The 14,527-nt window shown below is 35.7% G+C and carries 13 protein-coding genes and 1 riboswitch; of the genes, 2 read left to right on the top strand and 11 right to left on the bottom strand.

Features of this window, described 5'->3' with window-relative positions; translation table 11 throughout:
• Window positions 1-35 precede the first annotated feature (35 nt).
• The 5 genes from HBB17_RS14500 to HBB17_RS14480 form a co-directional block, all read right to left on the bottom strand.
• On the bottom strand, window positions 36-635 hold the full coding sequence (locus HBB17_RS14500) for a hypothetical protein (RefSeq protein WP_167958229.1): 600 nt from the start codon (window positions 633-635) through the stop codon (window positions 36-38).
• A gap of 162 nt (window positions 636-797) precedes the next feature.
• The gene (recO, locus tag HBB17_RS14495) at window positions 798-1,514 is read right to left on the bottom strand and encodes a DNA repair protein RecO (protein ID WP_238483762.1); all 717 of its coding nucleotides are present in this window, start codon (window positions 1,512-1,514) and stop codon (window positions 798-800) included.
• Window positions 1,486-1,677, bottom strand: coding sequence for a hypothetical protein (locus HBB17_RS14490; RefSeq protein ID WP_167958228.1), 192 nt, complete (start codon window positions 1,675-1,677; stop codon window positions 1,486-1,488). Before HBB17_RS14490 ends, recO begins: the two co-directional genes overlap by 29 nt.
• Before the next feature lie 113 nt (window positions 1,678-1,790).
• Window positions 1,791-2,702 (bottom strand): GTPase Era, encoded by a 912-nt coding sequence (era, locus tag HBB17_RS14485; protein ID WP_167958227.1) that lies wholly within the window; start codon window positions 2,700-2,702, stop codon window positions 1,791-1,793.
• A gap of 98 nt (window positions 2,703-2,800) precedes the next feature.
• On the bottom strand, window positions 2,801-5,743 hold the full coding sequence (locus HBB17_RS14480; protein WP_167958226.1) for an insulinase family protein: 2,943 nt from the start codon (window positions 5,741-5,743) through the stop codon (window positions 2,801-2,803).
• A 401-nt stretch (window positions 5,744-6,144) separates the two neighbouring features.
• On the opposite strand from HBB17_RS14480, the gene HBB17_RS14475 reads away from it, so the two are divergent.
• Window positions 6,145-6,345, top strand: coding sequence for a cold-shock protein (locus tag HBB17_RS14475; protein WP_167958225.1), 201 nt, complete (start codon window positions 6,145-6,147; stop codon window positions 6,343-6,345).
• A 90-nt stretch (window positions 6,346-6,435) separates the two neighbouring features.
• Here the strand turns inward: HBB17_RS14475 and HBB17_RS14470 are convergent, their stop codons facing one another.
• The 6 genes from HBB17_RS14470 to purH form a co-directional block, all read right to left on the bottom strand.
• The gene (locus HBB17_RS14470) at window positions 6,436-8,343 is read right to left on the bottom strand and encodes an FtsX-like permease family protein (protein ID WP_167958224.1); all 1,908 of its coding nucleotides are present in this window, start codon (window positions 8,341-8,343) and stop codon (window positions 6,436-6,438) included.
• On the bottom strand, window positions 8,333-9,097 hold the full coding sequence (locus HBB17_RS14465) for an ABC transporter ATP-binding protein (RefSeq protein ID WP_167958223.1): 765 nt from the start codon (window positions 9,095-9,097) through the stop codon (window positions 8,333-8,335). Before HBB17_RS14465 ends, HBB17_RS14470 begins: the two co-directional genes overlap by 11 nt.
• Before the next feature lie 228 nt (window positions 9,098-9,325).
• Window positions 9,326-10,363, bottom strand: coding sequence for a sensor histidine kinase (locus HBB17_RS14460; protein ID WP_167958222.1), 1,038 nt, complete (start codon window positions 10,361-10,363; stop codon window positions 9,326-9,328).
• Window positions 10,364-10,379: 16 nt separating this feature from the next.
• Window positions 10,380-11,078, bottom strand: a complete 699-nt coding sequence (locus HBB17_RS14455) for a response regulator transcription factor (RefSeq protein ID WP_167958221.1) — start codon at window positions 11,076-11,078, stop codon at window positions 10,380-10,382.
• Between the two features lie 52 nt (window positions 11,079-11,130).
• Window positions 11,131-11,844, bottom strand: coding sequence for a hypothetical protein (locus tag HBB17_RS14450; protein ID WP_167958220.1), 714 nt, complete (start codon window positions 11,842-11,844; stop codon window positions 11,131-11,133).
• A 225-nt stretch (window positions 11,845-12,069) separates the two neighbouring features.
• Window positions 12,070-13,623, bottom strand: a complete 1,554-nt coding sequence (gene purH / locus HBB17_RS14445; protein WP_167958219.1) for a bifunctional phosphoribosylaminoimidazolecarboxamide formyltransferase/IMP cyclohydrolase — start codon at window positions 13,621-13,623, stop codon at window positions 12,070-12,072.
• Between the two features lie 358 nt (window positions 13,624-13,981).
• Window positions 13,982-14,063, bottom strand: a riboswitch (ZMP/ZTP riboswitch).
• Window positions 14,064-14,320: 257 nt separating this feature from the next.
• On the opposite strand from purH, the gene HBB17_RS14440 reads away from it, so the two are divergent.
• Window positions 14,321-14,515: a hypothetical protein gene (locus HBB17_RS14440; protein WP_167958218.1), complete on the top strand. Its 195-nt coding sequence runs from the start codon at window positions 14,321-14,323 to the stop codon at window positions 14,513-14,515.
• The last annotated feature ends 12 nt before the right edge of the window (window positions 14,516-14,527 follow it).

Raw genomic sequence — 14,527 nt, 5'->3', positions numbered from 1 at the left:
GTTTGCACAAAATCGAATACCATGTAGGGTTGTCACTATTTCTTCTTATAAACAACGACAGCAAGATTCTCACCATCTGCCTGCCATTCGTTCTTCGCAATCTTTTTCACATTGCTATAATATAGTACGGTTCCTTCTACTTTGATCACAACCGGTTCCTGTAAAAGCAAAACCTGTGCCTCTTCTTCTTGTAATACAACATCCTTTGCAACCGAATCCTCTGTCTTCGCATTAATAAATTCTGCTGCTAAGAAATCCGAATCCTGACCTGCCTGTTCTATTGTAAAAATCCTCGTGTCAATTCCATTAAAATTAGCGTAATCTTCTATATCATGATAGTAGAATACAACACTTGCTTTCTTATCAGCTACATGGATAGAACTCATCTTCACTTGTTCTTCCCCATTCTGATCATTGTACTCCTTAACTTCTTGATCAATAAACTCTTCCAATTCTTCTTTGCTATAATACTCCTTATCGAATTCCTCAACAAATGAAGATTGCACTGTGTCATCTTTCTTAACTATAATTGTATTGGTGGTAACATCCTCTGCACGAAGGGAAGAATCCCCTTTCTTGCACCCAACTGCCATCAATGCAACAAGCGCACCCACAAGCACAAGTGTAATTTTCATTTTGCAATACCTCCCGATCTTATTTTAATTGTAAAACGAAAGTCTGATTACTGTAATTGTACCTTTATTCGCGCTTCTTTTCAACATAAAATTACATGATTTTACCACTGCTTGGTCCATATTTCTAAGTTTAAAGCATCAATTTACACCGCCTTAGCTATCCTAGTGAAATACGTCTAACATCTCAATGGTTTTGAATTCTTTGTCTATAAATAAAGAAAGATAATGTTTCATGCAGTATCGTAATTCTCCCAGTACAGTTTCCGATACGGTAAATGTATATAATTTTTCAATCGTAGAAGAGATAATATATTGCATCGCATAGATTGTCGAATCCTGAAGATACAGAACCTTCTGTTCCTTGTTGTTACAATCTGCACAAAGCAAACCTCCATAGGATAAGCTTAACGCATTTAACTTTTCCTTTTTACCACATTTGACACACTCAAAAACCTGTACGGCTTCCCCATTGAGCGCCAACATCTTTAGTTCAAAGATTGCACGGATCAAATCATAAGGAATGGTTCCTTTTGATAACGCACGCAATGATTGGTATAGTAATTTTAAAATTCCCGACTCATCTACATTCTCTCTTGTAAGATAATCGGCAAATTCACAAAAATACATTCCATAGGTCACCGCTTCTAACTGTTCTCTCAACTCTACAAAATAATTCTGTACATCACAATGATTAATGGAGTACGAATTCCTTCCTTCGTAAATGCTGAATTGTCCAAAGGTAAATGGTTGTGAGCACGCAAGTAAGGCGCTATTCTGTTTCCTAGCGCCTTTTGCAAATGCTGTTATCTTTCCTCGTTCCTTCGTAAGTAGAACAATTCTCTTGTCATACTCACCAACTGGCATCGCAGCCAGTACCATCCCTGTCACGACAACGGGTGAAATCACCATATCCACCTTCTCTAACTTGATTATTCTCTTCTTCTGTATTGCCCATATGTTCACTTGTACAAGCAACATAATTCAAATAGTCCGTAATAAATCCTGACTTTTCAAATTCTAACCAATAATTCTTCTTATTCATATTAGCGCCCCCTAATTCTATGTTCATTCTCACAACACTTCTGCTGTTCTCTCATTAGGTTGCCCATTTCTGTACTACCTTATACAATTTTGTAATGCTTTCTCTCGTAACCCTTACAGATTAATATCTTTTTTATTATAACCATAATTCTTTAATAAGAAATCACTGTCTCTCCAGTCCTTTTTCACTTTTACCCACAATTGTAAATTGACCTTCATATCCAATAGATTTTCAATTTCACCACGCGCTTGTGTACCAATTTTCTTTAACATGGAACCCTGTTTTCCAATAATAATACCCTTGTGTGAATCTCTTTCACATACGATTGTTGCATCAATATCAACAATATGACCATGTCTCCGTTCCTTCATACTTTCAATAGACACAGCAATTCCATGTGGAATCTCTTCATCAAGTAAACGTAATGCTTTTTCACGGATTAATTCTGCTACGATCTGTCGTTCCGGTTGATCGGTAATCGTATCCTCATCATAAAATTGAGGACCTTCTGGCAAGTATTCAAAGATGGATTTCATCAGGTTTTCTTTATTCTCTCCATTCAATGCGGATACTGGTATGATCTCTGCGAACTTACAGATATCTTTGTATGCATCAATAAATGTAAGAATCTCTTCTTTCTTTACGGTATCAATCTTATTAATAACTAAGATGACTGGTGTAGTAGCTCTTGCTAACTGCTCTGCAATATGTCGTTCTCCAGCTCCTATAAATGTTGTTGGTTCCACTAACCATAAGATCACATCAACTTCATTCAACGTTCTCTCCGCAACCGTCACCATGTATTCCCCTAATTTATTCTTTGCTTTATGGATACCTGGGGTATCAACAAAGATAATTTGTCCCTCTTCACTAGTGTAGACGGTCTGAATACGGTTTCTTGTTGTTTGTGGTTTATTCGAAGTTATTGCAATCTTCTGTCCGATGATCTGATTCATTAGTGTAGACTTTCCAACGTTTGGTCTACCAATCAATGTTACAAAACCTGACTTATATTCTTTTTTCATCCTATCCCTTGCCTTTCATTTGTTGTAGCTTTTGCTGGTGAACAGAATTGGTGTGCAATCTACCCTGCACACCGTTCTGTCCTCATTTGTTTTCCTATCTATATAAGGCTCTTAATCGTTCCAAACATCTCTGCATTTTCTTGAAGTTTTGTTTCATTACCGATTACACACAAGTTGTTGTCATTTAATATGGCTTTCACCAAATCTGCCAATGCACGGATATCCTCTTTCGTTGCAGTTAGAATCTGTTCTCTTTCCCTCTGGAAATCCATAGTCGTCATATCACTCAGATATGCTGCCAAAGAACGTCCACCTTTTGCTGCCGGATTAAGAGGTGTATCGACGGAACTGATCGTTCCAATGATATATTTTGTCATGTCACGATCATCAACGGTAAAGTTTGCAATATAGTCCACAACTTGCTCATAGATTTCATTGGTTTCCTTCAATTTGGGATCACGATACGAAGTAAAGTACCCATTTCCATCAAAGCTAAATCCACACATACCACCGTATGCACCATTCTTTACACGAACCGTATTCCACAAATAATCAAAACTTAAGATTGACTTTAGCACTCGAAGAACACCTGTATAGGCAAATCCATCAACGCGGTAATTTCCTGTTCTTGCTACATACTGCACTTTAGAGGCCGTTTTAAAACCTTCATTTAATCTTTGACAATCAAATTTACCAAGCTTTGTGGTAATCGATTGTTCTGATAGTTGATCCAAAAATGGTTTGATCAACGGCTGAATCACTTCATATCCCTCATCATCAGCAGTAACACTTAATAATACCGTATCTTTCCTAAATAAGCAATCCTTAACTTGTTTAAGTTTCTCGGTAATTTCTTCCTTAGCCGAATCAAATGTCTGAATTAAACCATCAATAAAGTGATAATAAGAGATACCACTCGTCAGTTCATCGAACATGGCTGCCTGTGAATAGTAAGATGTTGCACGGCTTACGGCTACAGAATGACCAGAAGAATTTAATTTCATCTGCATACGGGATTTGATTTCCATTAGGATTTCAAGTAAACGCTTCGTATCCTCTATTTTACTTTCATGTAGAATTTCTTGAAGCAGTTCCATCGCTACTGGTACTTCATCATATAATACTTTAATCTTAAACGCCATAACAGGCTTATAGTTTGTTACATCATTCTTTTTTACATAGGTATTGATAAACGTATTGATTCCACCTGTATGAATATTAATCTCATTGGATAACTCTAACAAACTATGCTTTTTCGTATCTACATATCCTAAAACGGTTGATAACAGTCCAACATAAGGGACCAATTCATTTGGTACGTATTTGGCGTCGAATAAGATCCGAAGATACGCAATCTGGTTGGTAAAGATATCGTGTTGTACGATTGTCGTATTATCTACCATCTTAATTTTATTATAAACTGGCTGCGCTTCCTTCTTAATATCTTCTCTTGATAAGAGTGGAATTGTCAATAATTCTTCTGCTGTAGAAGGTTGTTCCTGGTATTTGGTCAAAGCTTTGGTGTTGTCAACAATCTGTTGCAACTGCTGTTGGCTTAAGGTTGCTTTGTAGTCAGCCAATTTCTTCTTCATCTCTTCCTCAACTTTGGCAGTTAAACCGATCTCTGGTTTTACAATAACAACACTTACATGTTTGTTCTCTAAGAGATACTTTTGAATTAATCCTTCAAAATAATCTGTACCAATCTGCTCTTTTAGGAAGGCAAAGATTCCATTAGCAGCCATATGAATAAATGGTTTCGTATCATCATACAGCCAGCTTTCTAAGATCTGAATACCATACATGAGTCCTTTCGGGAATTGTCCGAAATCTGCTTCTCGATACTTAAATTCAAAATAATTAATAGCCGCACGTAAGGCTTTCTCATCTATTCCATTTTTCACAATTGTCTGTAGTGTTTCTTTTAACACCGTATTGAATTGTTGTTTTTGCTGTTCATTGGAATTCTTCGCGATAATGCTGAACATTGGTTGCATAATACTGCTATCGTAATCGCTTAAGATATCTTGCCCAATCTTCGCATCTAACAAAGCTTGTTTCAAAGGTGCACCTGGAGCGCTTAACAGTACATACTCCAACACTTTCATGGACATGACCAATTTGGCATCCACAGAAGTTCCAACAACTGCATTATAACTAAGATACGTATTATCCTCCTCTGATTCATCTGCTGAGATTGGATAATGTGTCACAACTTCCTTTGGTTCATCAAAAGAGGCTTGCAAATCAATATGGGAATCTACAGAGATTTGATCATATTCGGAAAGATATTCTTTGTCTAACCAAGCTAATTTTTCTTCGATATCCATGTCTCCATAGAGGTAAATGTAACTATTCACTGGGTGATAGTATTTCTTATGGAAATCTAAGAATTCTTCATAAGATAGATCTGGAATATTATCTGGTACTCCACCAGATTCTGTACCATACGCCGTATCTGGAAATAATGATTTCTTGATTAATCGAAACAGTACTTGTTCTGGAGAGGAGAATGCGCCTTTCATTTCATTATACACAATACCGTTAATCTTCAGCTCATCATCCAGATTTTCCATTTCATAATGCCAACCTTCTTGCTCAAAGATTTCTTTCCGATAATAGATATTTGGATAGAATACGGCATCTAGATAAACATGCATCAGATTTTGAAAATCTTGCTCATTGCAACTAGCAATTGGATAGATGGTCTTATCCGGGTAAGTGATTGCATTCAAAAATGTGTTAAGTGACCCCTTCTCTAACTCAATAAAAGGATCCTTTACTGGGAAATTCTTTGATCCACACAACACCGTATGTTCTACGATATGTGCTGCACCTGTGGAATCCATTGGTGGCGTTTTAAATCCAACAAAGAACACTTTATTCTCATCATCATTGGACATAACAACAATACGTGCTCCACTTTTCTTATGTTTTAATATGATTCCCATCGTTTTCATCTCAGCAATTGGTTGGGATGTCACTATTTCATATTGTGATAAATTACCTAGTTCATCTATACTCTTAATATTTCTGGACATGCAATCGTTTCCTCCTAATCTGTAATTCACGTTTTCTAGTTTATACGAATCTTATTGTTACGATATGCTTTATGGATATGCACAAAATATATTTCCATATATTATATATACTATATGAATTTTCCATTGGTTTTGATTATAGCATACTACTTACATTTTGTCACCAAAACCCCTGATTTAAACACTGTTCCATACTTATTTTGTCCAGCTATGCAAAATTTATTTGAAACAATTTTCGATTGATCAATCACACATAGTAATAATTTCACGTTCTCCCTAATTTGACTTTTTTATATTTTTATGGTAAATTAAGATATGATATTTCAGAATCAGTAATGATTTGAATTGTCTAAATTTGAAAGGTAGAAATACCTGGTATAATGTATATGGAGGCACTATTTATGAAAAACGGTACAGTAAAATGGTTTAATGCAAGCAAAGGTTTTGGATTCATTACAGATGAAGAAGGAAAAGATGTTTTCGTTCATTTCTCAGCATTACAAATGGATGGATTCAAAGTACTTGACGAAGGTGACAAAGTTGAATTTGAAGTTGTTGATGGTGAAAAAGGACCTCAAGCTACGAACGTAGTTAAACTATAAAAGATCAATCCTAGTTACATAAGTAGTAAAGAAGCACCACACAAGCAATGAATTGCTTATGTGGTGCTTCTTTTATTTACCTACTTGTTCTTATTTTGTTAATTCCATCATATAACGTCTCTTTGTGATAAAATAGAAGATACTTTGTAAAAAGAAATACAAGATAACTACACAACTTGCTGTTTGAATAAATGGTTTGATCACATCATCTCCACCCACAATAAATGTCATTAAGTAGATGAGGGACATTCCCATATAGCTTCCGAATACAAGAGGAATGTAGAAGATAATTAATAATTCCTTGCTTACAATTCGGCTTATCTCTTTCTTCGTAATACCGATCTTATACATCTGATAAAAAGACTTTTTCATCTCTCCAATCTCCGCAAATTGTTTGAAATACAGTACACTTCCACTTGCTACAAAGAATAAGATTCCAAGTACAGTGGTTACGAATAAGAACACAGAATATCCTTTTTTCAAATCATTATAACCTGTAATTGTTGAATTAATTGGGTATGCTGCTGATTCATTCACTTGTTCCTTTAAAGCTTCCACTGTTTTCTGTGAATTCTTCCAATCTTTGAATTGCATACCATGGTAATAATACTGGCTCTCTTCTGTACAACTAGTTTCTAATTTTGCATAATCCTTATCATTCATTACGATTATACCATCATTTCCAAAGGCAACCATGTTCCAAGAACTTCTTGTGGAATCTTTCATCGTTACCGATATCTTGCTCTCCCCTGCAAGAATATCATATGTTTTTCCTGGCTCAACACCATGTAGCCCCGGTGTCCAGTCTAATATATAATGAATTGCTACTCCCTCATCTAAAGAAATGCTCTTACCAATAATCTGCTCATAATCGGAAACCGCCATAATGGGCTTTTCCATCATCTGATCAGAACCTTCTAGCTGAATATGACCTAATAAAAATGGCAAATTTAATTCTTTTGTTATCTCATACTGTTCAAATTTTTCTTTCAGTTCCTCATCACTAATAGAATATGCATTCTCACCTTCCATGATCTCCAAGTTATAAGGGTCCATTAGGGCAATATCCTCTGATAACCGAACCAATGCAACCGGTGATGCAACAAGGAAAATCGTCATCGTACTTAAGATACTTAAGATATAGATAATTTTCTTATTCTGGTTGAATTTTTGATGAATCTGTGTAATACTTACTAAATTCTTATAGTAATTCTTACCGACTTTAAATCGATGGATGACAAAGTTACCACCGTGACTAATTGCTAGATACAACCCCCAGAAAGATAGAATCATATAGATTCCAAGAATCAACGGATTGGAATTCCATTTATCATTGGATGCAATCACGGCTACCGAACATACACCAATAATCATGATTGCAAATCCAAGGATTCCAAGAATCGTATCTCTTTTACGATATTCCTCTCCTTCACGAAATCTTGCTTCTTTCAGTAGTACACCAATACTCATCTTCTTCATCTTCATACTTGTTTCTAGAATAACGATACCAAAGATAATTACATATACGCCAATCGTAAGTGCATAGGATTCCCAAGATAACTGAAATTTGATATTATCCAATTCCATTAATGCTAAGACAACCATTTGGAATAAACGAGACAACAGGGAACCAATTACGATTCCAACAATCATTGATCCTGTACCGATTAGAATATTTTCGAACAAAACAAGTTTATGTATGTCTTTTTCATTCATTCCCAAACTCATAAAGATACCGAATTCTTTATTTCTTCCCTTGATAAAAGTACGATGGGCGTAATTGATGAAGAAAACAGAGAAGGCACCAATGGCAACCAATGTTATTGGAAATACATAGAGCAAGAGTTCCATTTGCTCAGAATCCCTTAAGTCATCGTTAAAAAGCATTGTCGTATACATGAAAAACAGCATGATTGTAAAACAACTACATAAAAAGAAGGAGGAATAATTTCGAATATTCTTCTTAAAATTCTTGACTGCTACATTCCTAAAGGTCATTATTCTCACCTCCAACTACCGCTTGACAATCCAGAATACGATGAAAGAATTCTTTTCTCGTTCCGTTACTAGCAACTTCCAAACAGATCTTACCATCTTTTATAAAGATTACTTTCTTACAGAAGCTTGCAGCGAACACATCATGGGTTACCATTAAAATTGTTGTATTCTTCTCGTCATTCATCTTCTTGAAGCAATTCATTACCGCATTAGCTGACTTCGAATCCAGATTACCTGTTGGCTCATCTGCGAAAACCATAACGGGATCATTTACAAGGGATCGACAAACAGCTGCACGTTGTTGTTGTCCTCCCGATATTTCATAAGGATACTTGTCACCAATATGGTCGATTTCAAATAACTTCATTACTTCTGCTGCCTTTTGATCCATTGCTGAACCATCTTTTTTATCCAATACCATCGGTAGTATGATATTTTCCTTAATTGTAAGGCTATCTAATAAATTAAATTCCTGAAATACAAATCCAAGACTTCTTCTCCGAAACAATGCCATATCAAATCGATTCATCTGATCAATTCGTTTTCCTTTGATCACCACACTACCTGTGGTTGGTTCTGTTATTCCACTCAATATACTAACAAGTGTTGACTTACCACTTCCACTTGGTCCCATAATAGCTACAAATTCGCCCTCTTCTACTTTAAAATCAACACCAGCTAACGCTTTTGTAGCATTTTCACTTTCTACATCACCATAGATCTTTGTTAGTTGTTTTGCCTCTAATACGTTCATCCTACTCACTCCTCTTTTATCTCTTGTTTTTTGTTAAATCTATCATACTGCATTTTGACAGGATTTAAAATTGAATTAACTAAAGAAAGCTTACAATATTGTAAGCTTTCTCAAGAGTCATATTCCGTGCTAAATTACAGCATCATTCGTTACAAAAACTGCGTATGGGATTTTAATAGCTGTCTGTGGTGGAGGTACCCTTAGCTCCGCTACGGAATGCTAGGCCCATCATAGTTCACTTGGATAGTTCAGATACACGATTTTCACCTTAGTTCCAATCCCCACCGTCGACTCGATTTGCAAATCACATTGAATATGTTCACTGATTTCCTTGCAAAAATACAATCCAATTCCAGAAGCATTCTTCCCATTTCGCCCGTTCTCTCCAGTAAAGAAGGGTTCGAATACTCTTGCAAGATCTGTTTTCTCAATTCCGATTCCCTGATCTTCAATCCATAAAACCGAACGTTTTTCTTCTTTTTGCAGACGAAAGAACACATTCTTCGATACGCCCTCTTCCTTGGAATATTTCACTGCATTGGAGATTAGTTGTTCAATCATATGGCGATTCCATTTACGGTCGGATAACACGACTGCCTTTTCCTCCTCATTCCCTTCCTTAATAATCTTCGGAAATACCTTTGAATAGATAAATAAACGTTTGTTGTCATTAATGATTTTCTTTAATTCTTCCTCCAGATCAAACTCTTCTGGCCGATAATCCCTGGCAAACTCCTTTAATCGAACCATATTCAATACCATATCGAGACTAGACAGTAATTTATCATTCTCTGCCATCAGTTCATTCATTGCTTCTCTCTCATTGAGTTCTCCTCGATTCACCCGTTGAACAATAAGACTCTCAACCGTCACCGGTGTCTTCATACTATGAATCCATGCAGACAGGAAGCGTCGTTGTTCTTCCTGCTCCACCTCCAGATTCCGTATGTTAAACAAGTATTCTTTATGTACCTTATGAAAAGTCTGGTTAATCAACACTTCATCTTCCTTGCCAAATGCTCCCTGATAGGTACAGTTCTTCTCCATTTTTACTAAATTAATAAAAAAATTACGATAGGAACCATAACGAATGCCCATCCAGATAAAGTAAATGGTAACGGCAATCGTATATGGATACAGGATTTCAACGGTCTGTCCCGTACTGAGCTGATAAAATACCGTAAGTAGAAGGATTGCAAGAAAATAATAACAGGTATCTGGTAAGATTCTTTTTATATACATCCGAAAGATATCTCTTTCCCTCATTAACCTATACCTCCTATCAATCTAGATCAAACACATAACCAACACCGCGTTTTGTCTTAATGATTCCTTCATATCCCAAATCTGCAAGCTTTCCTCGTAGTCTGGTGATATTGACTGTTAACGTATTGTCATCAACAAAATCACTTTGATCCCATAAGGCTTCCAATAATTCTTCTCTTGTCAACACTTCTCTTTTTCTCTGAAAAAACACTTTCATCAGTTTAAACTCATTCTTACTAAGTTCCATTGTTTTGCTTTTTCCAATCAGCTTAAACCCTTTTTCATCCAAGGTTAAGTCACCAACAGCCAACTGATTATCTTCTTCCTTTCCTTTTGTTTCTGCTGCATAATCCCCATAGGTTCTTCGTATCCATGCATTTACTTTTGCAATAAAAAGCTCCACAGCAAATGGTTTAACCAAATAATCATCTGCCCCCAATTCAATGCTTAAAATCTGGTTCATCTCACTATTTCTTGCTGATGTTATAATGATTGGCACCTTACTAGATCTCCGGAAGATCTTACAGTAATAGTTACCATCATAATAAGGAAGATTAATATCCAAAACGACCAAATGTGGTGATTCCTTCTCAAACTGTTCTTCCACTTTATGAAAATCTTGAATTACACAAACAGAATAGCCATACCCCTGTAAAATCTGGCTCAGCTGTTCCCGTAAAGGAACATCATCTTCTACAATCATAATTCGATACATGATATCCCCTCCCCCTTTTTTTCTATACTTTCATTACGCTATCTTTTTCACACTATAATTTTAATTCAGTAACTTTAAGTCCAAATTGTTCCAACTGCTCGATTAAATCCTCATTCGTTTCCACAATGGTACTAACACCTTCTATTACGCCATCTCCAATTTTTTGGAATCCTGTCATACTCGAATAGTCACCTTCATATACAAGATAAATAATACAATTCTCTTTCCAATCAGAAGGCATCTGGTATCCTTTCTTATATGTTAACAAAGAAGATAATGCAAGAAATTCTGCACCTTTTTGTGAATTGATTATATTGAAGATATTGGATGCCGTTACTTTATTCTCGATCAATTCTTTTCTTTCTGTGCTCCATTCTCCAGTTATTTCACTTTCCTCTGATAAGAATTTGATCAAGTCTTCTGCATTATAAGAGATTTGATACGCCTTAACTGGTGTCGTATAATCCTGTTCTCCAATTATTTTTCCTTTTTCCAATAAAGTATCCATTGTAATATATAATTGCATCAATTCTGTATCTTCCGCCATTGCATCAATTTTTTCGGTAAGTGCAATGGATTCTTGTAACATAAATTCTTCTAGCGATTGATCAGCCGTTTCCATTTTGGTTTCTGCCTCGGTTTCCTTCTTCGATTCTTTTGAACAACCTGTAGCAAAACTTAAGCAAATCATCAACCCTACAACAGCAATTTTTTTCAAACCTCTATTTCCTTGATTTCTTAGGCTTCCTTGATTATTTTTCTTCATTCTTCCCTTCCAATCCTTTCAATTTCTTTTTTAAAGCCAATATAAAGCACCTTTCATGCTCTACTCATAAGCTTACAATAAATCAGTAAGAATTACAATCCTTCCTCGATACACAAGAAAAGAGGATATCGAATATGATCGTTCTTGGTTCGATATCCTCTTTCTATATAGTATTGCTTTACTATTGCGATATATTATTATAATTCCATATTGTATGCAAGCAGATTAATGTTTAAAATGTCTCATTCCTGTAAATACCATTGCAATTCCATATTCATTACATTTCTTGATGGAATCTTCATCACGAATAGATCCACCTGGTTGAATGATTGCTGTGATTCCTGCTTTATGTGCTGCTTCTACACTATCATCAAATGGGAAGAATGCATCAGAAGCTAATACTGCACCCGTTGTTGCATCTGGTCCAATTAATTCTTCTGCATGTTCCATACATTGTTTTGTTGACCATACACGATTTACTTGTCCAGGTCCAATTCCGATGGTTTGTTTGTCTTTTGCAAGTGCAATACCATTGGATTTTACGAACTTAACAACTTTCCAAGCAAAACGTAAATCTTCCATCTCTTTTTCAGATGGAGCACGATCCGTTACAACCTTAAGATCTGCTTCATTCATTAATTCACTATCAATGGTTTGAACAATTAATCCACCATTTACTTTCTTAAGATCATATGCATTCTTATCTTGTGGTACGGAGATATCCTTTAATTGAAGAATGCGAAGGTTCTTCTTTGTTTGTAATAATTCCAGCGCTTCTTTCTGGTAACTAGGTGCTACTAAAACTTCAAGGAAAACTGGTTTCATCTTCTCAGCAAGTTCTAAAGATACTTCACGGTTTACTGTTACGATACCACCATAGATGGAAACCTTATCTGCTGCAAATGCTTTATCCCATGCTTCTAAGATATCATCAGCGCTTCCTACACCACAAGGATTACCATGTTTACAAGCAACAACAGTTGGCTCTGTGAATTCTTTTAATAATTCCAATGCTCCGTTTGTATCATTGATATTATTAAAGGATAATTCTTTTCCATTTAATTGTTCTGCATCAACGATTGATCCAACTTTCTTTCCAATTTCACGGTAGAAGGCTGCTTTCTGATGAGGATTTTCACCATATCTCATATCTTGTACTTTTTCAAATGTCATGGTTAATGTTTCTGGTAATTCATGATCGTTTCTTTCCTTCTTTAAGTAATCAGCGATCATTGTATCGTAATTAGATGTATGCATGAATACTTTTTGCATTAAGTAGAATTTCGTATCTAAGGAAACTTGTTTTTCTTCCTTTAACTCTTTTATTACAACTTCATAATCTCTAGGATCAACCACAACTGCTACATCCTGATAATTTTTCGCTGCACTACGAAGCATTGTTGGTCCACCGATATCAATATTCTCTACTGCTTCTGCTCTTGTAACGCCATCTTTTAGAATTGTTGCTTTGAATGGATATAGATTAACAACAACCATATCAATGGTTTCAATGTTCAAGTCAGCAAGTTGTTTCATATGTTCTGGTTTACTACGCATTGCTAATAATCCAGCATGTACAATTGGATGTAATGTTTTTACACGACCGTCTAAACATTCAGGAAAGCCAGTTAACTCTGAAATCTCGATTGCAGGAATACCTTCGCTCTTTAACTTGTTGTATGTTCCACCAGTGGATATGATCTCAATACCAAGACCTACAAGTTCCTTTGCAAATTCTACAATACCCGTTTTGTCTGACACACTAATTAATGCTCTCATGTTTTCTCTCCTTTGATTGGCTATTGGTTACTCGTTTCTTCTCACGAGCATGGGTCAATTGGTTCCATTACATCTACTTACCAAGATGACCTTTTGTCACTTGCGCTTTCTTCTTTTCCGTCTTTTCTCTTCCTTCTTACCTGCATGGTTTATTTGGTTTATAGAGTGTTTGCTGGTAAGTGTGAAGTTCAACTCCATCAAGAAAAATACCTCGTGTTTTCAAAATTAGCTTCTGAATTTTACAGAATTATCTCGATGATAGAACAAAGAATGCGTATCTTTGCGGAACATTTTATATAGTAGGAAAGTCGGAGGACTTTCCTATTATATAAAAAAACTACCTAGGTAACCAGAATACAATGGTTGCCCAGGCGGTCGGCTAATCTATTATTCGTACTCCCTATGGGTGCTCCCATTTTCCGCCAGTCATACGAATCTCTACACATACTATACTACATTCATTTTCAAATCGCAAGAATAAGATTCATTAAAAATCTTTCTGATAACTATTAAGTGTTCTTATGAATTCCTGGTTTGTGTGCTTTAACAACTAAACCTGCAAATTATTCATCTCGCAAAATTTGTTATGATTTGCTTTATTTTTCCTGTTTCGTATGATAAACTAATACTAGGTTTTTTTTGTTGCATCCACCATTGCATTCATGTGATATCGAAATCGTATTCCTCAGGAGGATTTATGAAAAAAGAACGAAAATTAAAAGAAAGAAGACCAATTATTACACTCTTGCAATTTGTATCCGCATTTACCATTTTTCACACAATTTTTTATATCCGTACACCAAGTAAACTTTTCGGTGCCACCTATTTTATCATTATTGGCGTCTATCTATTCTGTTGGTTTTGTATCAATTATGTTGTGAATGAAGATTAAAGCAATGGCACA

Origin of the sequence: Anaerosporobacter faecicola, assembly GCF_012070565.1 — a bacterium.
Classification (GTDB): Bacteria; Bacillota; Clostridia; order Lachnospirales; family Lachnospiraceae; genus Anaerosporobacter; species Anaerosporobacter faecicola.
This window is presented reverse-complemented; position numbering and strand designations above follow the sequence as displayed.

Coding starts and splice junctions, on each gene's coding strand:
- HBB17_RS14480 (WP_167958226.1), bottom strand. CDS start 5,743: ATGTCCAGAAATATTAAGAGTATAGATGAACTAGGTAATTTATCACAA.
- HBB17_RS14455 (WP_167958221.1), bottom strand. CDS start 11,078: ATGTATCGAATTATGATTGTAGAAGATGATGTTCCTTTACGGGAACAG.
- HBB17_RS14465 (WP_167958223.1), bottom strand. CDS start 9,097: ATGAACGTATTAGAGGCAAAACAACTAACAAAGATCTATGGTGATGTA.
- HBB17_RS14440 (WP_167958218.1), top strand. CDS start 14,321: ATGAAAAAAGAACGAAAATTAAAAGAAAGAAGACCAATTATTACACTC.
- HBB17_RS14500 (WP_167958229.1), bottom strand. CDS start 635: ATGAAAATTACACTTGTGCTTGTGGGTGCGCTTGTTGCATTGATGGCA.
- HBB17_RS14450 (WP_167958220.1), bottom strand. CDS start 11,844: ATGAAGAAAAATAATCAAGGAAGCCTAAGAAATCAAGGAAATAGAGGT.
- purH (WP_167958219.1), bottom strand. CDS start 13,623: ATGAGAGCATTAATTAGTGTGTCAGACAAAACGGGTATTGTAGAATTT.
- recO (WP_238483762.1), bottom strand. CDS start 1,514: ATGGTACTGGCTGCGATGCCAGTTGGTGAGTATGACAAGAGAATTGTT.
- HBB17_RS14460 (WP_167958222.1), bottom strand. CDS start 10,363: ATGAGGGAAAGAGATATCTTTCGGATGTATATAAAAAGAATCTTACCA.
- HBB17_RS14470 (WP_167958224.1), bottom strand. CDS start 8,343: ATGACCTTTAGGAATGTAGCAGTCAAGAATTTTAAGAAGAATATTCGA.
- HBB17_RS14475 (WP_167958225.1), top strand. CDS start 6,145: ATGAAAAACGGTACAGTAAAATGGTTTAATGCAAGCAAAGGTTTTGGA.
- HBB17_RS14490 (WP_167958228.1), bottom strand. CDS start 1,677: ATGAATAAGAAGAATTATTGGTTAGAATTTGAAAAGTCAGGATTTATT.
- era (WP_167958227.1), bottom strand. CDS start 2,702: ATGAAAAAAGAATATAAGTCAGGTTTTGTAACATTGATTGGTAGACCA.